Origin of the sequence: Mycobacterium sp. AMU20-3851 (assembly GCF_043974665.1) — a bacterium.
In the GTDB taxonomy this organism is placed as follows: domain Bacteria; phylum Actinomycetota; class Actinomycetes; order Mycobacteriales; family Mycobacteriaceae; genus Mycobacterium.
The window spans coordinates 5,259,926-5,281,791 of the sequence record NZ_CP146371.1; the positions used below are offsets into that span (position 1 = coordinate 5,259,926).

A 21,866-nucleotide genomic window follows, 5' to 3' on the forward strand; every position below is an offset into this window, starting at 1 on the left:
CGCCGCTGGTGGCACCACATCGGAAAGCTACCATTTCACCGAGTGTTGAAATAATGCCCGGCCGGGTCTACCCTCAGCTGGACAGTATTTCAACACTCGGTGAAAAGAGGGCATGATGACGCTGCAGTCACCGGCCATGCAGTCCCAGACCGCCGGACATCACCCGCCGCCGGCCGCGATCGCGACCGCCATCGTCGTCGGGCTCACCGCCGTCCTGGCGATCCTGGCCATCGCTTTCGCACTGCCGGCCACCAAGTCGAAACCCAACGATGTGCCGATCGGCATCGCCGGACCGCAAGCCGCCACCGGTCAGGTCGCGGCGGTGTTGGAACAGAAGGCACCGGGCGCATTCGCGGTCACCTATTACCCGGGCACCGAGTCCCTGCGCGACGCCATCCTGGATCGTCAGGTGTACGGCGGTCTCGCGTTCGGCGCCGACGGGCCCCTGCTGCTGACCGCCGGCGGGGCGAGTCCGGCCGTGGCACAGTTGCTCACTCAGGTCGGTACGGGCATCGCCCAGCAGAGCGGAACACCGCTGGCCACCGAGGACCTCGTCCCGCTCAGCGCCGCGCAGGGCGCCGGACTCGCCGCGGCCGCGTTGCCGATCACCCTGGCCGGCATCCTGCCCGCCTTCGCACTGGTGCTCGCGCTCAAGGGTCAGGTGTGGACACGGTTCGCCGCGGCAATCGTCTTCTCGGCCCTGATGGGAGTCACCATCGCCGCGCTGCTGCGCTACCCGCTGGGGTCGATCGACCAGAACTTCTGGGGTGTGGCCGGGGGTCTGACGCTCGGGGTCGGCGCGGCGCTGCTGTTCATGCTCGGGTTGGGCTCGGTGTTCGGAAAGGTCGGACTGGGCATCGGCGCGCTGCTCGCGGTGCTGGTCGGCAATCCGCTGTCGGGATTGACCAGCGCCCCGGAGATGCTGCCGGCGGGCTGGGGCATGCTCGGCCAACTGCTGCCGCAGGGCGCCAACGCGACACTGCTGCGCTCATGCGCCTACTTCGGTGGGTCCGGTGCCGGTCTCGCGCTCGTGGTGCTGGCCTGCTGGGCCGTTGCCGGAGTGGTGCTCATCGCGATCGCCGGCATGCGCCGGGCTTAAACTCGCTCTCCGTGGGACTCGACGACCGCGATGCACTGCAGACGCTGCGCGTCGCGGTCGGCGCCGACGGGGTGATCGGCCGGTTCTACACCCGGTGGTTCGCCACCGACATGTCGGTGCGCGACCTGTTCCCCCCGGACCTGACCCGCCAGCGCGCGGCCTTCGCCGAGGCGCTGGACTGGCTGCTGGCCGAGATGATCGCCCAGCGCGCCGAGGAGCCCGTGGCCTTCATGGCCCAGCTCGGCAGGGATCACCGCAAGTACGGCGTCACGTCCGAGCACTATGACACGTTGCACCAGGCACTGCTGAGCACGCTGCGCGATCAGCTGGCGGATGCGTGGGACAGCCGGATCGCCGAAGCCACATCGGATTTCGTTCAATTGCTGGTCGGGGTGATGCGGGGGGCGGCCAACGCCGAGCAGGGACCCCCGTTCGTCGACGGCACGGTGATCGAACACATCCGGGCGACCCGGGACGTGTCGGTCATCCGGCTGCAGTTGGATCGTCCGCTGCCGTATCACCCGGGCCAGTACGTGACGGTGCAGGTGCCGCAGTGGCCGCGCCGGTGGCGCTACCTGAGCCCGTCCATTCCCTCCGACCCCGGCGGGGCCATCGAGTTCCACATCCGGTCGGTGCCCGGGGGCATGGTCAGTCCGGCGATCGTCGGCGAGACGCGCCCCGGAGACCGTTGGCGGCTGTCCAATCCACATGGCGGACTGCACATCGACCGCAGTGACGGTGACGTGCTGCTGGTGGCGGGTGGCACCGGACTGGCCCCGCTGCGAGCGTTGATCTCCGATCTGTGCCTGTACGCCGACAATCCGCGGGTTCACCTGTTCTTCGGGGGCCGCTATCCCTGCGACCTCTATGACCTGCCCACGCTGTGGGAGATCGCGTCGATGAACCCGTGGCTGTCGGTCACCCCCGTCTCGGAGTACGCCACCGATCCGCCGTGGGCCGTCGAGTACCCCGACCACCGGCCACCGCGGGGCCTGCACGTCCGCCAGACCGGGCGGCTGCCCGATGTGGTGACCGGTTACGGCAGTTGGGGTGACCGCCAGATCCTGATCTGCGGCAGCCCCGACATGGTGACCGCGACGAGGGCCGCGCTGATCGCCAAAGGCGCTCCCCCCGAACGTATCCAACACGATCCGCTGGCGTGAAAGAATCCTCCCATGCCCGAGCTGGAGCGCATCACCCTGCAGGATCGATCCTCCGCGCTGACGGCCACCTTCGTCCCCGAGGCCGGAATGATCGGCACCTCACTGGCCGAGGACGGGGTCGAGTTCCTCGGCCAGCGCCGCGGCCTGCAGGCTTACCTCACCGACGCCAAGACAATGGGCATCCCGATCCTGTACCCGTGGGCGAACCGGCTGAGCGGCAACGACTATGCCGCCGGGTCCGCGACGGTAGACCTGGGCGGCGTGGCCGGGGTGCGCACCGACCCGAACGGTGCACCCATGCACGGCGTGCTCGCCGCACACCCGGGTTGGCGGGTGGAGCATTCCGCGCATGAGCTGACCGCCGTGCTCGCTTACGACACCCCGGAACTGTTGGCGGCCTTCCCGTTTCCGCATGAGCTGACCCAGCGGATCACGCTTGCCGACCGCACGCTGACCATCGCGACCACCGTCGCTCCCGCCACCGGGGTGGCGGTGCCACTGTGCTTCGGGTATCACCCGTACCTCACGATTCCCGGGGTGCCGCGCGCCGAGTGGGTATTGACCACTCCCGCGATGCGTCACCTGCCGGTCGACGATCGGGGTCTGCCGACCGGGGCACGAGAACCCTGGGCTGCCGAATCGGAGCCGCTGGCCGACCGGGCACTCGACGACGGATTCGACCGGGTGCCCGAGCGTGCGGTGTTCACCGTCACCGGTGGGACGCACCGCATCGACGTGCTTTTCGCTCAGGGTTACCCGGCTGCACAGCTGTTCGCTCCCGAAGGGGATGACCTGATCGCCATCGAACCGATGGCCGCACCCACCGACGCGCTGCGACGTGGTGGCTACCGGGTCGCCGACGGTGAGCCGGTGACGTTCGAGTTCAGCGTCACCGTGTCCTGATCCCCTGAGCAACCACAGGTGGTCCCGATCTTGAGCGTGGCGGTCAGCGGATCCGACTCGGCCAGTGAGCCGTCCAACAACCGACCGAGTGCGAGATGCGCCATCTCGTCGACGGGTTGCTGCGCGGCCTGGCCACCAAGTTGACCGAACTCGGCGAGTGGGCGAAAACCCAGAAGTCCATCGAGCCGACCACGGAACTGCCCGATTACACCCAATTCCTCGACAACCAGTTCCTGGAGAAGCCGGCATCCTGATCGTGTGTACCGCGATCGTGCTGTGGTGGTGACGACCGGACGGGCTGGCCCGGCCAGTCGCTGGCTTGTCTACGCCTGACGCTTGTTGCGCGGCTGCCACAACACCAGTGCGGTGCTGGGCTTACGCACCCGCTCGAGCTCGGCGGTCAACTCGGACACCCGGTTCTGTAGCGCCTCAACCTGATTGGTGAGTTCGATGATGCGTTTGATACCGGCGAGGTTCACGCCCTCGTCCTGGGACAGCCGCTGCACCTCGCGGAGCAGGTCGACGTCGTGCTGCGAGTAGCGCCGACCTCCTCCGGAGCTGCGTTGCGGGCTGACCAGTCCGAGCCGGTCATAGGTGCGCAGGGTCTGCGCGTGCATCCCGGCCAGCTCGGCGGCCACCGAGATGAGAAAGGTCCGAGCTTCGTTGCGCTTGCTCACCTGGGCCTCCGGTTCTTCGCGCAAGCGCTCATCACAGGTTCCCCGCCCATCCGGCACGCGGGTCGAATCCACTGGCCCGCTCCGCTTTCGCGTACGCCTCCAGCGCCTCGGCGACTTCACCGTCCAGGTTCGGCGGCACCGCCACCTTCACCGTGACCAGCAGGTCACCGTGACCACCCGAACGTTTCGGCACACCCCGGCCCCGGACCCGTAGGATCCGTCCGTCCGACGTGCCCTTGGGCACCCGGACCCCGACCTTGCCTTCCAGAGTCGGCACGGAAAGGGTTGTGCCCAAAGCCAGCTCGTGGAAGCTCACCGGCACGGTGACGGTCAGGTCGTCGCTGTCACGCCCGAACACCTTGTCCGGACGCACGTGCACGGTGACGTACAGGTCGCCCGACGGGGCTCCCCGCAGCCCGGCCTCACCCTGTCCGGCCAGCCTGATCCGCTGACCGTCCTCGACGCCCGGAGGGATCCGCACGTTGATGGTGCGGGTCCGGGTGGTGACGCCGGTGCCACGGCACTCATCGCAGGGATGCTCGATGATCGAACCGCTGCCCCGGCATTCGGTGCAGGGTTCGGAGAAACCGAACGCACCCTGGTTACGGTTGACCACACCGGCACCGTTACAGCTCGGGCACACCTTCGGGCTGGTGCCCGGCCGGGCACCGCTGCCATGGCAGTTGGTGCACGGAGCCGGACTGGTCAGCCGCAGCGGCATCGCCACGCCCTTGGTCGCCTCCAGGAACGACAACTCGGTGTCGGTCTCCAGGTCGTTGCCCCGCCGCGGCCGGCTGGGCCGAGGCTGCTGGGCACCGCGGCCGAACAGTCCGCCGAACAGGTCGCCGATGTTGGCGCCGCCTGCCTGGCCGGCCTGATCGAACAGGTCACCGAGGTTGAATTCGGCTCCCTCGCTGGAGAATCCGCCGAAGCCCCCGGCACCGCCGCCGCTACGCCGGCCGAAGCCGCCGTTGGCGAACAGCCGCCGGGTTTCGTCGTACTCCTTGCGCTTGGCGTCATCGGTGAGCACCTCCTTGGCCTCGGAGGCGGCCTTGTACCGCTCCTCGGCCGCGGTGTTGCCCGGGTTCCGATCGGGATGGTTCTCGGCGAGGATCTTGCGCGCGGCGCGCTTGATCTCGTCCTTGGTGGCGCTGGAGGTGACGCCCAGTTCCTTGTAGAAATCCTTCTCGACCCACTCACGCTGAGCCATCGTGCGTCACCTCCTCGCCTGTTCTACTCTGCTGATTCTGCTGGTTGATCACTGTTTTCGTCGGCATTCTCGACCGTGTCGACCACACCGACCATCGCGTGGCGCACCACGACGTCGCCGACCTTGTAGCCGCGGCGCATGACCGTGCCGACGACCGGCGCCGATCCGTCACCCTCGTGCTGGACGGCCTCGTGCAGTGCCGGGTCGAACTCGTCACCCTCGGCACCGAAGGCGGTCAGTCCCAGCCCTTCCAGGGTGCTGACCAGCTTGTCGGCGACCGACTTGAGCGGGCCGGACTCCAGATCTCCGTGGCTGCGGGCCCGGTCGAGATCATCGAGCACGCCCAGCAGCTGGGTGATGACCGCGGCCTTCACCCGGTCCGCACTGACCTGCTGGTCGCGCAGCGCCCGCTTGCGGTAGTTGGCGAACTCGGCCTGGACCCGTTGCAGGTCGGCGGTCAGCTCGGCAACCTTGTCGCCCTCCTCGGAGGCGACGGGCTCCGCGCCCGGCTCCGGTGCCGACCCACTGGGGGCCGGCCCGGTGCTCGGGTCACGGATCTCGCCGGTCTCCGGGTCGATGCGCCGCTTGTCGGTGATGACCACCGGCTCCTCGTGCGAATCGCCCTGTGTCACTTGTTCTCCCGGTTGTCCTCGTCCTCGACGACTTCGGCGTCCACCACGTTGTCATCGGCGCTGGTCGAATCACCGGCACCGCCGGCGGCCTGCTCGGCCTGGGTGGCCTCGTAGATCGCCTGGCCCAGGGCCTGGCTCTCGGTGCCCAACTTCTCCATTGCGGCCTTGATGGCCGAGATGTCGGTGCCGGCCAGCGCGGTCTTCGCCTCGGCGATGGCGCCGTCGACCTTGGCCAGGGTGTCCTCGGGAACCTTGGATCCGCCCTCGGCTTCGCGCTGCTCCTTGACGAACTTCTCCGTCTGGTAGACCAGCGACTCGGCCTGGTTGCGGACGTCGGCCTCCTCGCGACGCTGACGATCCTCGTCGGCGTGCGCCTCGGCGTCCTTGATCATCCGGTCGATCTCCTCCTTGGACAGGCCGGAGCCCTCCTGGATCTTGATCGTGTTTTCCTTGCCGGTGCCCTTGTCCTTGGCGGTGACGTGCACGATGCCGTTGGCGTCGATGTCGAAGGTGACCTCGATCTGCGGGACACCGCGCGGGGCCGGCGGGATGCCGGTCAGCTCGAAGGAGCCGAGCAGCTTGTTGTGCGAGGCGATCTCGCGCTCACCCTGGAACACCTGGATCTGCACCGAGGGCTGATTGTCATCGGCCGTGGTGAAGGTCTCGCTGCGCTTGGTCGGGATGGTGGTGTTGCGTTCGATGAGCTTGGTCATCACGCCGCCCTTGGTCTCGATACCGAGGGACAGCGGGGTGACGTCAAGCAGCAGAACGTCTTTCACCTCACCCTTGAGGACACCGGCCTGCAGCGCGGCACCCGCGGCGACAACCTCATCGGGGTTGACGCCCTTATTGGGCTCCTTGCCGCCGGTCAGTTCCTTGACCAGGTCGGTGACCGCGGGCATCCGCGTCGAACCACCGACGAGCACCACGTGGTCGATCTCGCCGACGGAGATGCCGGCATCCTTGATCACCTGCTGGAACGGCGCACGGGTGCGGTCCAGCAGATCCTGGGTGATGCGCTGGAATTCGGCGCGGGTCAGCTGCTCGTCGAGGAACAGCGGGTTCTTGTCCGCGTCCACGGTGATGTAGGGCAGGTTGATCGAGGTGCTCTGTCCGGAGCTCAGCTCGATCTTGGCCTTCTCGGCGGCTTCACGCAGCCGCTGCATGGCCATCTTGTCCTTGGTGAGGTCGATGCCGCTGGTGCTCTTGAACTTGTCGACCAGCCATTCGACGATCCGGTCGTCCCAGTCGTCGCCACCGAGGTGGTTGTCACCGGAGGTGGCGCGCACCTCGACGACACCGTCACCGATCTCCAGCAGGGACACGTCGAAGGTGCCGCCGCCGAGGTCGAAGACCAGGATGGTCTGTTCCTTGCTGCCCTTGTCCAGGCCGTACGCCAGCGCGGCCGCGGTGGGCTCGTTGACGATGCGCAGGACGTTGAGGCCGGCGATCTGGCCGGCTTCCTTGGTGGCCTGACGCTCCGCGTCGTTGAAGTACGCGGGCACCGTGATCACGGCGTCGGTGATGTCCTCACCGAGGTACGCCTCGGCGTCGCGCTTCAGCTTCTGCAGAATGCGGGCGCTGATCTCCTGGGGCGTGTAGTTCTTGCCATCGATCTCGATGGACCAGTCCTTGCCCATGTGACGCTTGACCGAACGGATGGTGCGGTCGACGTTGGTCACCGCCTGGTTCTTGGCGGGCTGACCGACCAGCACCTCGCCGTTGCGCGCGAACGCGACGACCGACGGGGTGGTCCGGGAGCCCTCTGAGTTGGCGACGACGACGGGGTCGCCACCTTCCAGCACTGCGACGACGGAGTTGGTGGTCCCGAGGTCGATACCGACCGCACGAGCCATAGTGGTTTCCTCCTGGTGTAGCTTTTCTCGGATCTGAGTGAACCTCGCTCAAGACTGCCCTCACCGCCGGTGGGCTGTCAAGACCAGAGTTGAGTCTGTATCACTCAAGTTGTCGAAATGGTCAACGGGCCGTATCCGGGATTTGTTCCCGCCACCGCGACGGCACTGCAAGTGGACTGCAAGTGCGGCCCCCGACGATGCTGCCCGTGTACACATGGGAGGCCGCGGCAAACGCGTGGGAAGAGGCCAAACACCGCCCGGCCCGTCTTCGTCCGGGCGCGTTGCCGCGGCCCCTCCGTGCACTGGCCATCCTCAGTTGGGTCGGCGCGGCCGTCATGCTGGCCTTCGGTTTCATCCCCGGCCTGTTCACTCCCGAAAAGCATGCGCTCTACGCAGGCGAACTGGTCTTCGACTACTCCCCCATCTGGCCGCTGTTGTGCGGCATCGCGCTGGGCTCGGGGGTGGCCGCGGTGGGCTACCTGTGCTCGGCCACCGGCCCGGACGCCCCGCGCCACCACGCGGTGGTGGCCTGGTGTGCGGGTGTGGGCACCCCGCTGATCCCGATCCTGGTGCTGGCGATCGACCGCGCCTGGCCGGCGCTGCCGGCGGTCGCGGCGTGGCTGGCCGCCGCCGTGCTGATGTTCCGTTCCCTGCATGTGCGCCGGCGGCCGATCGGCCCCTGGCCCGGCGTCGTGCTCGCAGGCCTGGTCGCGGCGCCGTGGATTCCGGCCATCTACGCCAACATCCGGCTCGGGCTGGCGGTGAAAACACCGGTGGCGCAGCAGGATCAGCACGCACTGCTGCTCCTGCTGCTCGACGACCTCGGGACCCAGACCTACGTGCCGGCCATCTCGCTGGCCTTCGTCGCCGCGATGGCGACCGGCGGTGTGGCGATGGCGGCGCATTCCCGGTCCGCGATCGCCCACACCGTCTCGCGGCACCGCACGACGTGGGGATTCACCGCCCTGCTGTGCATCGTCGCCGTCGTCGTGATCGTGCTGGAGATCACCGGTGTCGGCGGCATCGCCTCGGGGTTCAAGAGCGGCTACTGGACACCCGGCGGCCCGGGGACCTGGCCGCACGCGATCCTGGTCGCCGCGGCCATCGCGTACGGGACGCAGCGCACCTTCCGGTCGCCGGTCAGCCGGCGCGGCGACGTGGCGGCCACCCTGGCGGTCGGCATCAGCGCGCTGGCCAATCAGATCCTGATCGCGGTGGTGGTGACGGCCAACCTGGTGGCCAATGCCATCGCCGGTCCGTCCGCGACCGGCGTCACCCCGCCGCCCGGTCTGGAACTGGTGATCATGTGGGTGGCGCTGCTGACGCTGGTGCCGGTCGCGGTGCACACCCGCTGGCGCGACACGGTGGGGCGCCTGGTCGCCCGGGTGGGGTTGCTGTTCCTGGTGCCCGTCTACGTCAACGTGACGCTGCACCAGTTCGGCATCGAGGTGCCGGTCTCGTTCTGGGCCAAGCCGTCCCAGGTGGTCATCTGCCTCGTCGTCATCGTCTGCGCCGCAACGCTGTTCGGCCTGGCGGGTCGGCCCGGGCCGATCCCGGCGGAGCTGGCCAACCGGCTGCTGTTGATCCCGTTGCTCATCGTCGTCGGCACGTCCTGGCTGCCCAGCGTCATCGCCGCCCCGCTCACCCCGATCATCGCCGTGACGGCCGCGCTGTTCGCGCTGCTGTGGGCCATGCCCTCGGATTCCGGCGACGCGCACGCCGGAATAGTCCTGACCGTGTCGGCCCAGCTGCTGCTGGTCGCCGCGACCGCCGCCATCGTCACGGTCTATCCGGACATCTCCGCCGACGATCCGACGCTGGCGCTGCTGTTGTTCGCGGTGCCGTTGAGCACCCTGCTCTGCGCAGAGACGCGGGCCGCCGATCCTCAGGCGGCGATCGACCAGGCCTGAGGGGTCAGATCCGCCGTGGCCACACCGCGAGGTCGTCGTGCCGGTTCAGCCGGAACTGAGCAGGATCTACGCACCCCTGGACACCATCTCGGCCTCGGCCAGGGCGGATCGAGGACCCGATCTGCACCGTGTGCCGTCGACCACTGCCACCCCCGCAGTAGCCACCGGCCCCCGCCCAGCCGGTACCGTGCCTTAACCGGTCGCAGGTGACCGCAGCCACTCACCGTCTCGTGCATGGGGGTCGATCACTGGTGTCAGAGCAATTTCCTCATCATGGCCCTGCGGAGGTCCCCGCGGACATCCCGGCGACAGAGGTCTTCGCCGCAGAGGTCATCGAGGACGAAGCCGCCGAGCCCATCGGGACACCCGAACCCGCCGAGCCCATCGGGACACCCGAACCCGGGGAGGCCCCCGAGCACGTCGAGGGCACCGTCACCGAGAAGGCGCCGGTCAAACGCAACGGCTTCAACCGCCGCGGGTTCCGGTTCGCCACCCCGCTGGGTGACATCGCCATCGCGATCCGCACCCCCAAGCAACGGCCGGTCGTGCCCAAGCGTTTCGACCCGCTCGGGCTCACCGACCGTGCCTTCGACGCCGCCAAGATGGGCTTCAAACTCGCCACCTGGGGCGAGGAACAGCTGGCCACCATGGTGAAGGCGCGATTGGAGGCCCTGGAGACCGCGCCGCGGCCCGTCCAGCCCGCCGAGCCCGATCCCTCGTCGAACGATTCGCTGCACACCAAGTTGGGCCGGCTGCTCGACCGGGCTCTCGACCAGAGCACCAGCAGCAGCCAACAGGAGCTCTACCACCGCCTGCTCGACCAGCTGGTGGCCGATGAGGCCCGGATCGTCGGTGCCCTCTCCGATGGCGCGTCCTCGCCACTGGTCAACGTGCACAGCCGGTCCCGCGGGCAGGTGGTCCTGCAGAACGCCTGCCTCATCGGGCGCACCGCCAACGTCGCACTTCCCAATATGGTCCCGCAGTACGTCGATCATCTGCTATCCCTTGGTCTGGTCGAGATCGGTCCGGAGGACCCGTCGCAGAAAGCGGACTACGAGGTGTTGATGGCGGAGCCGATGGTGTTGAGGGCGATCAAGAGCGCATCCCGCGGCCCGTTGATCGCGCGCACGGAGAAGCTCTCGCTGCGACTGTCCGGGCTCGGCACGGGATTGTGGACGGCCGCGATCAAGCAGGACGGTCTGTGACGCACAGCGAGAAGCCCGCGGCGGATCGCGCATGACATACAGCGTCCTGGCCATGCAGTCCTGGCCGGAGATCCTGGCCGACTTCGAGGTCAACTGGTTCATCTACCTGTCCATGCCGTTCATCGCGGCGTTCGTCGGGTGGAGCACCAAGATCGTCGCGGTGGAAATGCTGTACCGGCCAATGGAATTCAAGGGCATCGGCCCGTTCGGCTGGCAGGGCATCGTGCCGCGGCGAGCCGGCAAGGTGGGGTCCAAGACCATCGAGCTGCTCACCCAGAATCTGCTCAAACCCGAGGAACTGCTCGACCGGGTGGACGCCAAGGAGGCGGTCGAGGCGCTGCGCGGTCCGCTCACCGAGGCCATCGACGAGATATCCCGCGAGGTCGCCGAACAGATCCGGCCCGGCCTGTGGGATTCGTTGCCCGAAGCGGGCCGGCGCGCCATCCAGAAGCGGATCGAGCAGGAGACCCCGCGGGTGGTGGAGTCGCTGCTCAACGAGATGCGGGCGGATCTGCCGCGCTTCGTCGACATCCAGTTCCTCGCGGTGACAACGCTGGTCCGCAACAAGGACAAGCTCAACAAGCTGATGCGCAGCATGGGCGATGACGCCATGGCGTTCGTCCGGCGCAGCGGCATCTACTTCGGCCTGGTCATCGGTGTCGTGCAGATGTTCGCCTGGGCGCTGTTCCAGAATCCGTGGATCATGCCGGCATTCGGCTTCGGCGTCGGCTTCATCAGTGACTACATCGCGCTCAACATGCTGTTCCGGCCGATCGAGCCGAAGAAGTACCTCGGTTTCATCCCGTTCCAGGGGCTGCTGCACGCGCAGCGCGACAAGATCACCCGCGACTACGCCAAGATCCTGGCCGACGACCTGTTCTCCCCGGAAATCCTGTTCGACGGCATCCTGCGCGGCCCCGGCGCGGACAAGTTGTTCGCATTGGTGGGCAAGGAGGTCAGCGCCGCGATCGACGCGCAAACCGGAATCGCGACCCCACTGGTCAAACTCGCCGTCGGCACCCAGCGCTACAACGCCCTCAAGGACGGTCTGGTGCGACTGGTCGTGGAGCGGCTGCCCACCACCCTGCTGGAGGCCCAGGACTATGCCATGCAGGCGCTCGACCTGGAGCACACCATCATCGACAAGATGAGTCAGCTCACCAACGAGGAGTACGAGTCGATCCTGCGTCCGGTGTTCAAGGACGACGAACCGACGATGATCGCGGTCGGCGCCGTCCTCGGCGGTGTGGTCGGTGAACTCCAGGTGGTGCTCATCGAGCACTTCGGCAACGAACCCGCGGCGGTGAACGCGCTCCCCGAGACGGTGCGCATTCTGCTGCACCAGTAGATCCCCGTCGCGGTGCGCTCCCGGGTAATCGGTGTCCGGCCCGGTAGCCTCGGTTCCGTGGCAGGCAAGGCAATACGGGCAGCGACATGCATCGGGACCGGCGCCGTCGCGCTCGCCGTGATACTGAGCGGCTGCGGTGACAGCACCGAGGGCACCCCGGTCGGTTCGGCGCCCTCGGGCACCGAACCGGACTTCCCCACCACCCGGCCGAGCCGGACCACCTCGCCGACGCCGAGCGCACCCCCGCCGTCTGCCACCCCGGTTCCACCGGGCGCCCAGGCGCTGACCCCGCAGGACGGCTACGTCTACATCGAGACCAAGTCCGGGTTGACGCGCTGCCAACTCACCGCCGACGCGGTGGGCTGCGAGGCGGAATTCCAGAACGCACCGTCGATCGACGGTTTCCCGGCCAACGGTGTCAACCTCACCGCCGACGGCGCGGTGACCTGGGTCGCGGGCAACCTCGGCGACATCCCGACGGTGCCGCTGGACTACCGGACCTACACGGCGCTGGGCTGGACCATCGAAGCCTCCGCCGACGGCACCCGGTTCACCAATGACGGGTCAGGCCACGGCATGCTCGTCCGGATCGAAGGGGTGGAGACGTACTGATGAGTGTCGCCCGCAGAGAACGCGCCGCACTGGTGGACACCATGCGAGCCGCCGGCCCCGACGCACCGACGCTGTGTGAGGGTTGGGACACCCGAGATCTGGCCGCGCATCTGGTGGTGCGGGAACGCCGCCTCGACGCCGCGCCGGGCATCCTGGTGCCCAAGTTGGCCGGCTACACCGCCCGGGTGCAGCAGCAGGTGACCGCGTCCACCGACTGGGCCGAATTGCTCGGCCAGGTGGCGGCCGGCCCTCCGCTGTACTCACCGTTCAAGCTGCTCGACCCACTGGTGAACGTCGCCGAGATGTTCATCCACCACGAGGACGTCCGCCGCGCCGGACCCTCATGGGAGCCAAGGGTTCTCGATGAGCAGACGACCGCGTCCCTGGCACGGCAGGTGAGCTCGTTCGCCCGCATGACGCTGTCCAAGGCGCCGGCCGAAGTGGCGCTGACCACCCACGAGGGCAAGGTGCTGGCCACCGCGGGCAAGGGCGCCCCCGTGACCGTCACCGGCGATCCCGGCGAGCTGCTGCTGTTCGCGGCGGGTCGCGAACCGGCCCGGGTGACGTTCGACGGGGACGCCGAGGCCATCGCGGCGGTGCGGGCTTCCCGCCGCGGGCTGTAACTGGTCCCCGGGTCGCTCCGCTCTCCCCCGCCGTAGGCTGGAGCACATGGCATCTCTGGACTTCCGGGTCTTCGTCGAACCACAACAGGGCGCGAGCTACGACGACCAGCTGGCCGTCGCAACGGCCGCCGAACAACTCGGCTACTCCGCCTTCTTCCGATCCGACCACTACCTGGCGATGAGCGGCGACGGGCTGCCCGGCCCCACCGACTCGTGGGTGACGCTGGCCGGCATCGCGCGCGAGACCGACACCATCCGGTTGGGCACCATGGTCACCTCGGCGACGTTCCGGCACCCTGGTCCGCTCGCGATCGCGGTGGCCCAGGTCGACGAGATGAGCAGTGGCCGAGTCGAACTCGGGATCGGCGCCGGTTGGTTCGAGGCCGAACATCAGGCGTACGCGATCCCGTTCCCGCCGCTGGGTGAGCGCTTCGACCGGCTCACCGAGCAACTGCACATCCTGACCGGGCTGTGGCAGACACCGAGCGGACAGACCTTCGACTTCAGCGGGACGCACTACACCGTCAAGGACTCCCCCGCGCTGCCCAAACCCGCACAGTCGCCGCGCCCCCCGATCATCATCGGCGGGGCCGGTCCCAAACGCACCCCGGCCCTCACCGCGCAATTCGCCGATGAGTTCAACATCCCGTTCGCCTCGCTGGAAGACCTGACGGCGCAATACGACCGGGTGGCCGCCGCGGTCGCCGCGGCCGGGCGTACCCCGGATTCGCTGGTGTACTCGGCGGCGTTCGTGCTGTGCGCGGGCCGCGACGAATCCGAACTCACCCGCCGCGCCGCCGCGATCGGCCGGGAGCTCGAGGAGATGCGCGGCAACTCTCCGGTTGCCGGCACTGCCGATGAAATCGTGGAGAAACTGGGCGCCTTCGTCCGCGCCGGAGTGCAGCGGGTCTATCTGCAGGTCCTGGACATGTCCGATCTGGACCATCTGGCGTTCTTCGCCTCCGAGGTCATCCGGCAGCTGGATCGACCCACCGCTACTATCGGTGGCCGTGACGGGCGATCCGAAGTGGCATGAGCGAACGCCCACCCTGCTGGCGGCCAGCGTCGCAGCGCTCGCGGCCATCGGCCTCATCGTGTGGTTGACGATGGTCGTGGTGCGGCAGGTGAACAGCACCGAGCCGGCCCCGCTGGAATACGTCACGCCGTTCGACGACAGCTCCACCAGCAGCGTGACGTCCACGACCGGCACCACGTCGGCGGCCACCACCACGAAACCGGTGGAGACCACCGACATCACCGAGGTGACCGACCCGTCGGCGTCCTCGACCACCTCGTCGACCACGACGAGGACTCGCACGCGGACCTCGACCACCCGCGCCGAGGACGAGGACGAGACCACCACGACCAGCAAGCGGCGGGCCCGGCAGAACGAGACGCGGACGCTGTACCCGGCGCCGTAGCGGCTACCGCCCCATGGCGCGGAATTCGGCCACCAGAGCCTCCGCGCTGCGCACCGCCGCCCGGCAGGCCCTGCTGGTGAACGGGTCGTTGAGCGGGTGTTCGGCCCGGCGGCGCCAGCGCTGGGTGGCGGCGAACGCGGCGCGCGGCCCGTCATCGGGAGCTTCCGTTCCGAGGCCGAGCCGGCTGGCCGCATCCGTGCCGGAACCGCCGATCAGCCGCCGCAGCGACGCCATCTCGTCCTCGGTCAAAGTGGTTTCCCGGGAACGTAATTGGCTCAGCAGACGGAGTTCCTCGAAGGCGTGCGCATCCGCGAGCAGCGGATCGATGTCGGCCAGGATCTGGCGGCTCGCGTAGACGGGGTTGACCTGCACGAAACGACGCAGGGACAGCAGCGCGGTGTGTGCCTTGAGCAGATCCGAACGCTGCGCGAACTGCTGGTCGATGACATCGCGCAGGGCGATCAGCCCACTGCGCTCCAACAGCTCGTCGGCCAGCGCCACCGAATCGCTGATGCCGGCGCTGAGCACGGCGATCGAGATCCGGATCCCGAACATCCCGAACCGTTCCAGCAGGGCCGCCCGGGTCGCGGCGTCCACCGGCAGTGAACTGTCCTCGCGGACGAACCGGTCCGCGCTCAGCATCGCCTTGGCCAGTTCGGCGGGCGGCACACCGGCCAGCTTCTCCAGCGCCACGAACTCGCTCTGGCGCAGGGTCCGCGCGGTCAGCGCGAGCAGCCCGGACACCGGGACCACCGCCTGGCAGATGCCGGTTTTGTCCATCTCTGCGGTGAACCGGGTGGCCACATCGCGGGCCGAGAGCATCGCGTCGATTCGGCCGGCGCCGATCTCGTCGGCGCGGGAGGCCACCCCGATCACCCCGAGCGCACCCGCCGATCCCGCCGCGCCGCCGACGAGTTCACCGATCTGCTTGAGCAACGCGATATCGGCGGCGTTGAGGGTGCGCAGCAGGAAGACCACCGCGTCCACCCGCGGCACCCCGTCCTCGGGGACGAGCAGCCGCAGGGTGCGCTGGGAGACGTCGCGGGACAGCGATGAGGTGCCCGGGGTGTCGATGATGGTGGTGTCGATCAGTTCTGCGGCGGGCCATTCGACATCGAGGTCCTCGATATCGTCGGGATCGAGGCCGGTGAAGCTGAAGGTCAGGCTGCGCTGCTCCCCCGCGGCCCGGGCGATCGGGACGTTCGATCGGGAGCCGTTGCGGTGATTGGCCGTCACCTTCGGCGACGGGCCGTGCCGGAACCGGGTGACGATGCGGGTCGCCTCGGTGGCGTCGGTCGGCGCGATGTCCTCCCCGACCAAGGCGTTGACCAGGGTGGATTTACCGGCCTTGAGGGTGCCGGCCAACGCGATCCGCATCGGCTCGTTGAGCCGGCGCCCGATCTGCTCGAGCTCGGCATGCACGGCGGGCCGCTGCCGGTACGCGGGATCGGCCCGGTAGGCCGCGATGGTGCCACCGAGGATCGCGCGTACGTGATCGCTGGTACTCATGACGGCCCCAGCTTAAGGGCGACGGGCAGTGTTCAGGACGACACCAGCTTGTCGACGTTGTCGACGACCTGCTTGAGGATGTCGAGCTGGCGTTGCAGCTCCCGGATCCGGGTATTGCGCTGGTCCTCCTCCAGTTTGGCCGCCGCCAGGGTGGCCTGCAGCGACTCGTTGAGGGAGCGGCTGGTCTGGTTGGCGATGGCACGGTAGTGATCTCGTAGCTGACGCTGCACCACCCGGAGCCGGTCCCGGGACTCCTTGTTCACCACGAAGGAGACGTCGTCGACGAACCGGCGCACGTTGGTTTTCGCTTCGTTGCGCACCCGTAGCATCCGGTTTTCCATGTCCTCCTTATAAGCCTTGCGGCCCAACAGGAATCCGGCGCCGAGCGAGAGCGGGTTGAACATGCCCAGCCCGGCGAAGGAGGTGAGCATGCCGAACATCAGGATCCCGCCGTAGGAACCGCGCATGCCGGTGACCACCTTGTGGCCGGCCTTGATGGGCTTGGCGTCCAACCGGGCCACCGACTTGAACTCGCCGAGCCCGGCGCCCATGTCGCGGGCACTCACCTGCGGCAGATCGACCGCGTCGAGTCCGGCTTCGGTGAACAACCGGGCGACCTCGGTGGCCAACGCCTCGGCGCGCTGATAGGCCCACACGAAGTTGTCCCCCACGGCGGTGGCCACCGCGCTCTCCAGTTCGGTGCCGATCTCGGCCCAGTGCAGGGTGGGATCGCAGCCGTCGATCACCATCTCGGTGTGCGCGGTGATGTGCCGGAAGCGGTTGCGCAGATCGTGGTCGACATCGGCGGTGAGGTCTGCGATCCCGTCGTTGAGGGTCTGCTGCCACAACGCCGTGTGCGCCAAGGCGTCCTGGGCTTCGGATTTGCGCCGCTCCAGCTCGGCGGTGAGCCGCTCCCGCGTGCCCGGATCGTCGAGCACCGACAGTTCACTGCTCACCGCGAGCGCGAGATGTTCTGCGGCGGCGCGGATCTCACCCAGCACCTGGTCGCGGATCCGGTCGTTCTCCCGTGACATCACCTTCTCGGACAGGAACTTCACGATGGCCGGGAAGTTGGACTCCTCGTTGAGTTCCTTGTCATTGAGGGTGATGGCGTGGCTGCGCAGCACCGAGCTGGCCGGGATCACCGGGGTGTCGATGCCGGCGCGCTGCAGGTGCGCGGTGTTGGCGGCGACGACGTCACGCCAGCGCGGGTACAGGTCGGTCTTGGTGGCGATGATCGATGCCAGCGGGCAGATCTCGACGGCCTGCCGGATGAAGGTCAGCTCCGGTTCGGTGAATTCCTGGCTGGTGTCGCTGACCATCAGGATGGCGTCCGCATCGGGCAGCAGACCCAGCGTCGCCGACAGGTGCGGCTGCCCGTGCCCGCCGACGCCGGGGGTGTCGATGAACGCCAACCCGTTCTTGAGCATGGGGCTGGGCACGCCGACCTCGACGCGCAGCACCTCCCGCCCGCCGGCGGCCGGCGCGCGGCGCAGGTCCTCCTTGAGGTCGGCCATCTCGATGTCGACGAGTTCGCCCTCGGTGCCGTCGGCGCTGACCACCACGAGCCGGGCCGCCGGCGTCTCGGCGTGGTAGACCACGGTGGCCAGCACGGTGCTCTCGTCGTCACCGACGCGGGCGACCGGCACGTTCAGCAAGGAGTTGAGCAGCTGACTCTTCCCCTGCTTGAGCTGGCCGGCGATGACCACCCGGATCTGCGGATCGGAGATGCGTTCCCTGGCGACACGCAACCGTTCCACCAGGTCGGCGCGGTCGTACAGACCGGCGATCTTGGTGGTGTGGTCGATGAGTTCGACGATCACCTTGATCGGTCTCGCCGGGGCACCGGCGGCGACCGGTCTCGCGGGTTGGGTCATGGGGTCCTCTCCTGAGCGTCAACCGTAGGCGCGCCGACTGGCGGGGACCAGGAAGCGGTCCCCGCCAGTCAGAGAACGTCAGAACAATCCGGCGTCGACGTTGGTCTCGATGGTGTTGTCGACGTCCAGGGTGTTGGAGTTGTCGACCGAGTTGTCGATGTCGGTGTCGACGACGGTGACGACCGAGCTGTCGTCGTCACTGTTGTCCAGCACGCCGGAGTTGTCGATGATGGTGATGCCGCCACCGTTTCCGCCGCTGCCGGCATCGGCGTGACCGCCACCGAGCAGGCCCCCGCCGGCCACCGCGCCGCCGCCGTTGCCCCCGCTGGTGTCGACGTCGTTGAGCACCGGGCCCTTGTTGTCGGAGATGATGTCGTCGCCGGCGATCTGCGAGTTGTCCTCGATGTCGTTGCCGTGCCCGACGATGACCGGCGAGTGGTTGCCGGTCTCGACGTCGAGCTTGGTGTTGTCGTCGCCGACGACGTTGTCGTCACCGGTGATGTTCTCGTCGCCGACCACGTTGTCGTCGCCGGTGGTGACGGTGCCGGTGTTCGGGCCGTCGACGATCACGCCGCCGTCGGTGGCGGTGGTGGTGGTCTTGTTGCCGAAGGTGATGTCTCCGAAGCCGAGGTTGAAGCCGCCGACCTGGGAGTTGGCCCCGGAGCTCTGATCGGGGCTCAGGAACTCGGCGTTGGTCCGGTTGTGGCTGGCGACGTCGGTTTCCGGAGCGAAGGTCCGCTGCGGGGCGTACATCGGCGCGAACGAGGTGGCGATGCTGTGGTGGTCGGCGACCGCGCGCTGCAGGCCGAGCACCGGGTCCCCGCCGCCGAGGGCGACGCCGGCCGGGGCCGCGGTGGCGGCGACGGCCTGCAGCTGGGCGGCGGTGACGTTGGGCAGGCCGGCGTCGCGCATGGCCTGTTCCGGGTTGGCCACGAAGGCACCGGCCAGGTCCGGACTGCGGAACAGATCGAGGATGTAGTCGATGATGGTGGTCATTTCGAGGCCTTTCTCAGGTTGTGGGTAGAACCTGTCGCTGGGTGGTCCGGCGAACTGAACACCACGTTATGAGCGCGCCGACCCCGCGGAAACGGGGCTCAATCCCCTCCTCCGGGAACCCCATACGGGGCGCTAGGGGGTGCCCCCATTAGGGGCATAGGGGGTTTCGGTGGGGGTTTCTCTACGGACACGAAAAAGCCCGTTCACCGCGGTGAATCGCGGTGAACGGGCCGGTTCGCAGGCGTCAGTCGAAGAGGTCGAAGCCGGACGGGTCCGGGGCAGTCCAGTCCTGGTCCGGCGCAGCGTCAAGGGTGCCGGCCCCCGGAATGGATTCGGGCACCGGGAAATCGTCGAGCACCGGCACCTCGATGACGGGTAGCTCGTCGGTCGGCAGCGCTGTCGCGACGGGTTCGGCGACGGTGTGCACCACCTCGCGCACCGAGAACTCGTCCAGGTCGTGGGCCACGACCGGGACACCGTCGGGAAATGCATCGTCGATGCCGAACGCGTCGAAAGCCGCGGTGGCCGCACCGCTGGCCCAGACATTGTCATCCGCCGCGGGTAGTCCCGCGGCCGAGGCAGGCCCGGACACCGAATCGGCGACCACCGGGATGAGCTGGTCGACGTCCGCGGTCGTCACGTCCGGCAGATCGGCGGCCGCCAGGACGGCGGCCGGATCGGCGGCATACCGCGCCGCGGCGTCGGGGTCGCGCACCAACCCCATCACGAAGTCGAGCAGTGAGTTGGCCATGGTTCGGTCTCGCCCCCGTTTTTCCGTTACGTCTGAAGCTCGTGAACCGATGCTATTCACGAACGGCGCCGTTGAGATCGGTGTTCAGCCCAACCGTCGCAGGCACCCGTTAGGGGATTGCCCTTTAGGGGCTTCGACACGTTAGGGGGATTCCGGCTGTACCGGGTCCTCTCCCATTAAGGTTGGGGACTGTCTAGGAGGTTGCATGAGCGACGCTTGCGAGCGAACCATCGGACGGACATGCGAGACCCGAGTCTGCGAGGAAATCGCATGAGCGACTCGCTCGGATTGTCCGTCGGGATGACCAATCTGGTGGCGGCCCGCGACGGTCGGCCGCCGGTCACCCGCCGATCGGTGCTGACCCTGTTCAACGACCGGGCTCCCGAGGTCGGTGTGCCCAGCGAGAATCCCAACCTGAACCAGCCCGGCCTGGTGCTCGGCGGCTTCGTCGACCGCGTCGGTGACCCGGTGCCGCTGGTGGCCTCCGACGGATCCTCGCACCGCGGCGACCAGGTGCTCGCCGAGGCACTCGACGCGATGACGCACACCGTCGGCGGAGGTGAGCCGATCACCATCGCGGTGCCCGCGCACTGGGCGCCGTCGGTGGTGGCCAGCCTGCAGACCGCCCTGCGCAACAAGCCCGGTCTCGCCTCGGCCGCCGTGGTACCGGATTCGGTGGCCGCCCTGGCCGGCCTGCGTGCCGCGGGCAGCCTGCCGCCCCAGGGTGTGGTGGCGCTGTGCGATTTCGGTGGCAGCGGCACCAGCGTGACGCTCGCCGATGCCGACGCGCAGTTCGCCCCGGTGGGCGCGACGCTGCGCTACCCCGACTTCTCCGGGGAAGCGATCGACCAGGCGCTGCTCAACCACGTCATCGCCGGTATTGCCGACGCGGGCGACGCCGATCCCGCGGGGACCGCCGCGGTGGGCTCGCTGGGGCGGTTGCGCGACGAATGCCGTCGGGCCAAGGAGCGGCTGTCGGCCGAGACGGCCACCGTGGTGCCCGCCGAACTGCCCGGTTTCCGCTCCGATGTCCGGGTGACCCGCGCCGAGCTCGACCAGCTGATCGACCAGCCCCTCGACGGTCTACTGACCGCGATCGAGGAGTTGTTGCAGCACAACGGTATTGCGAGCAACCGGTTGTCCGCTGTGGCAACGGTCGGCGGGGGCGCAGCCATTCCCCTTGTCACGCAGCGGCTTTCCGAGCGGCTGCAGGTCCCGGTGGTCACCACCGGGCAAGCCGCCACCGCCGCGGCGACCGGCGCCGCCCTGGTCGCCGACGTCGCCTTCGAGGCCGGCGCCCCGACCGGCCTCGCCCCGGCCGCCAGCCCGGACTCCGCACCGACCGGCATGGCCCCGACCATGGGCTGGGCCGGCGGCGCAGCCGCTGCGGAATCGGGCGCCCCCGGCGGGCTGGCCTGGTCGGAGGATGACGACGCCCCGACCGGCGAACCGGTGCCCTACCAGGGCCCGGATTACGAAACCGGTTATGCGGCAACCCCGACCGATGCCCGGCCGCCGATCGCCTTCGCGCCGGGCGAAGACGACTACCCGCTCGAACCCGAACCGCTGCCCTGGTACAAGCGGCCCCCGCTGCTGTTCGGTGCCGCCGCCGCGGCCGCCCTGCTGGCGGTTGGCGGACTGGCGGTCACACTCACCGGCACCAGCAGCCCCAGCGGCCCGGTCACCGAGACCGCGACCAGCTTCTCCACCGAGCCCGGCGAGCCGGGTGAGCCCGCGGTCACCGAACCGCAGACGGTCACGGTGACCGGCGACGACGGTGTGGTGACCACCTCGGAGATCCCGCCACCACCGCCGGCGAGCACGACCACCACGACGACCACGCCGTCGACCACCACAACCACGACCACCACGACGACGACCACCACCACAACCACGACGACCACCACGACAACTCCGCCGACGACGACCACCACAAAACCCGTGACGACGACGACGCAGCCACCGGTCACCACGACCACGGTGGCCCCCGCCCCGGAGCCGGAACCCGAGCCGGAACCCGAGGCTGCCCCGGCACCCGAGCCCGTGGAACCGCCCGTCGAAGAGGGATAGCCCG

The 21,866-nt window shown here is 68.6% G+C and carries 20 protein-coding genes; 12 read left to right on the forward strand and 8 right to left on the reverse strand.

The features are described 5' to 3' along the window. Nucleotides 1-112 precede the first annotated feature (112 nt). The 4 genes from V4U86_RS25215 (at nucleotide 113) to V4U86_RS25230 (ending at nucleotide 3,419) form a co-directional block, all read left to right on the forward strand. Nucleotides 113-1,099 carry an ABC transporter permease gene (locus tag V4U86_RS25215; RefSeq protein WP_395308580.1) on the forward strand — a complete coding sequence of 329 codons (987 nt, stop codon included), beginning with the start codon at nucleotides 113-115 and terminating at the stop codon, nucleotides 1,097-1,099. 11 nt (nucleotides 1,100-1,110) lie between these two features. After that, nucleotides 1,111-2,262 (forward strand): FAD-binding oxidoreductase, encoded by a 1,152-nt coding sequence (locus V4U86_RS25220; protein ID WP_395308581.1) that lies wholly within the window; start codon nucleotides 1,111-1,113, stop codon nucleotides 2,260-2,262. 12 nt (nucleotides 2,263-2,274) lie between these two features. Beyond that, the gene (locus tag V4U86_RS25225; RefSeq protein ID WP_395308582.1) at nucleotides 2,275-3,165 is read left to right on the forward strand and encodes an aldose 1-epimerase; all 891 of its coding nucleotides are present in this window, start codon (nucleotides 2,275-2,277) and stop codon (nucleotides 3,163-3,165) included. 95 nt (nucleotides 3,166-3,260) lie between these two features. Further along, a complete protein-coding gene (locus V4U86_RS25230; RefSeq protein ID WP_395308583.1) occupies nucleotides 3,261-3,419 on the forward strand; it encodes a hypothetical protein in 159 nt (52 codons plus the stop codon). 69 nt (nucleotides 3,420-3,488) lie between these two features. Here the strand turns inward: V4U86_RS25230 and V4U86_RS25235 are convergent, their stop codons facing one another. The 4 genes from V4U86_RS25235 to dnaK form a co-directional block, all read right to left on the reverse strand. Next, nucleotides 3,489-3,782: a heat shock protein transcriptional repressor HspR gene (locus tag V4U86_RS25235; protein ID WP_395312208.1), complete on the reverse strand. Its 294-nt coding sequence runs from the start codon at nucleotides 3,780-3,782 to the stop codon at nucleotides 3,489-3,491. 91 nt (nucleotides 3,783-3,873) lie between these two features. Then, on the reverse strand, nucleotides 3,874-5,052 hold the full coding sequence (gene dnaJ / locus V4U86_RS25240; protein WP_395308584.1) for a molecular chaperone DnaJ: 1,179 nt from the start codon (nucleotides 5,050-5,052) through the stop codon (nucleotides 3,874-3,876). Nucleotides 5,053-5,075: 23 nt separating this feature from the next. Next, the gene (grpE, locus tag V4U86_RS25245; RefSeq protein WP_395308585.1) at nucleotides 5,076-5,684 is read right to left on the reverse strand and encodes a nucleotide exchange factor GrpE; all 609 of its coding nucleotides are present in this window, start codon (nucleotides 5,682-5,684) and stop codon (nucleotides 5,076-5,078) included. Next, nucleotides 5,681-7,540 carry a molecular chaperone DnaK gene (gene dnaK, locus V4U86_RS25250; RefSeq protein WP_395308586.1) on the reverse strand — a complete coding sequence of 620 codons (1,860 nt, stop codon included), beginning with the start codon at nucleotides 7,538-7,540 and terminating at the stop codon, nucleotides 5,681-5,683. The genes grpE and dnaK overlap by 4 nt, the downstream gene beginning before the upstream one ends. 206 nt (nucleotides 7,541-7,746) lie before the next feature. Here dnaK and V4U86_RS25255 point away from each other — a divergent pair, with 206 nt between their 5' ends. The 7 genes from V4U86_RS25255 (at nucleotide 7,747) to V4U86_RS25285 (ending at nucleotide 14,659) form a co-directional block, all read left to right on the forward strand. Then, entirely contained in the window at nucleotides 7,747-9,450 is a 1,704-nt protein-coding gene (locus tag V4U86_RS25255) for a hypothetical protein (protein WP_395308587.1), read from the forward strand. 251 nt (nucleotides 9,451-9,701) lie between these two features. Beyond that, on the forward strand, nucleotides 9,702-10,655 hold the full coding sequence (locus V4U86_RS25260) for an Abi-alpha family protein (RefSeq protein WP_395308588.1): 954 nt from the start codon (nucleotides 9,702-9,704) through the stop codon (nucleotides 10,653-10,655). A gap of 31 nt (nucleotides 10,656-10,686) precedes the next feature. Beyond that, nucleotides 10,687-12,003 (forward strand): DUF445 domain-containing protein, encoded by a 1,317-nt coding sequence (locus V4U86_RS25265; RefSeq protein WP_395308589.1) that lies wholly within the window; start codon nucleotides 10,687-10,689, stop codon nucleotides 12,001-12,003. 57 nt (nucleotides 12,004-12,060) lie between these two features. After that, on the forward strand, nucleotides 12,061-12,615 hold the full coding sequence (locus V4U86_RS25270; RefSeq protein ID WP_395308590.1) for a hypothetical protein: 555 nt from the start codon (nucleotides 12,061-12,063) through the stop codon (nucleotides 12,613-12,615). Further along, the gene (locus V4U86_RS25275) at nucleotides 12,615-13,238 is read left to right on the forward strand and encodes a TIGR03085 family metal-binding protein (protein ID WP_395308591.1); all 624 of its coding nucleotides are present in this window, start codon (nucleotides 12,615-12,617) and stop codon (nucleotides 13,236-13,238) included. Before V4U86_RS25270 ends, V4U86_RS25275 begins: the two co-directional genes overlap by 1 nt. 46 nt (nucleotides 13,239-13,284) lie before the next feature. After that, a complete protein-coding gene (locus V4U86_RS25280) occupies nucleotides 13,285-14,274 on the forward strand; it encodes an LLM class F420-dependent oxidoreductase (RefSeq protein WP_395308592.1) in 990 nt (329 codons plus the stop codon). After that, nucleotides 14,249-14,659: a hypothetical protein gene (locus tag V4U86_RS25285; RefSeq protein WP_395308593.1), complete on the forward strand. Its 411-nt coding sequence runs from the start codon at nucleotides 14,249-14,251 to the stop codon at nucleotides 14,657-14,659. The genes V4U86_RS25280 and V4U86_RS25285 overlap by 26 nt, the downstream gene beginning before the upstream one ends. A 3-nt stretch (nucleotides 14,660-14,662) precedes the next feature. On the opposite strand, the gene V4U86_RS25290 is transcribed toward V4U86_RS25285, so the two are convergent. From V4U86_RS25290 to V4U86_RS25305, 4 genes are all read right to left on the reverse strand, one after another. Further along, nucleotides 14,663-16,168 (reverse strand): dynamin family protein, encoded by a 1,506-nt coding sequence (locus tag V4U86_RS25290; protein WP_395308594.1) that lies wholly within the window; start codon nucleotides 16,166-16,168, stop codon nucleotides 14,663-14,665. A gap of 32 nt (nucleotides 16,169-16,200) precedes the next feature. Then, nucleotides 16,201-18,045: an isoniazid-induced dynamin-like GTPase IniA gene (gene iniA, locus V4U86_RS25295; RefSeq protein ID WP_395308595.1), complete on the reverse strand. Its 1,845-nt coding sequence runs from the start codon at nucleotides 18,043-18,045 to the stop codon at nucleotides 16,201-16,203. Nucleotides 18,046-18,123: 78 nt separating this feature from the next. Further along, a complete protein-coding gene (locus V4U86_RS25300; RefSeq protein ID WP_395308596.1) occupies nucleotides 18,124-19,041 on the reverse strand; it encodes an IniB N-terminal domain-containing protein in 918 nt (305 codons plus the stop codon). A gap of 244 nt (nucleotides 19,042-19,285) precedes the next feature. After that, a complete protein-coding gene (locus tag V4U86_RS25305) occupies nucleotides 19,286-19,792 on the reverse strand; it encodes an Rv0340 family IniB-related protein (protein WP_395308597.1) in 507 nt (168 codons plus the stop codon). 270 nt (nucleotides 19,793-20,062) lie between these two features. Here V4U86_RS25305 and V4U86_RS25310 point away from each other — a divergent pair, with 270 nt between their 5' ends. Then, complete coding sequence (locus tag V4U86_RS25310) at nucleotides 20,063-21,862, forward strand: Hsp70 family protein (protein ID WP_395308598.1); 1,800 nt, start codon at nucleotides 20,063-20,065, stop codon at nucleotides 21,860-21,862. Nucleotides 21,863-21,866 lie beyond the last annotated feature (4 nt).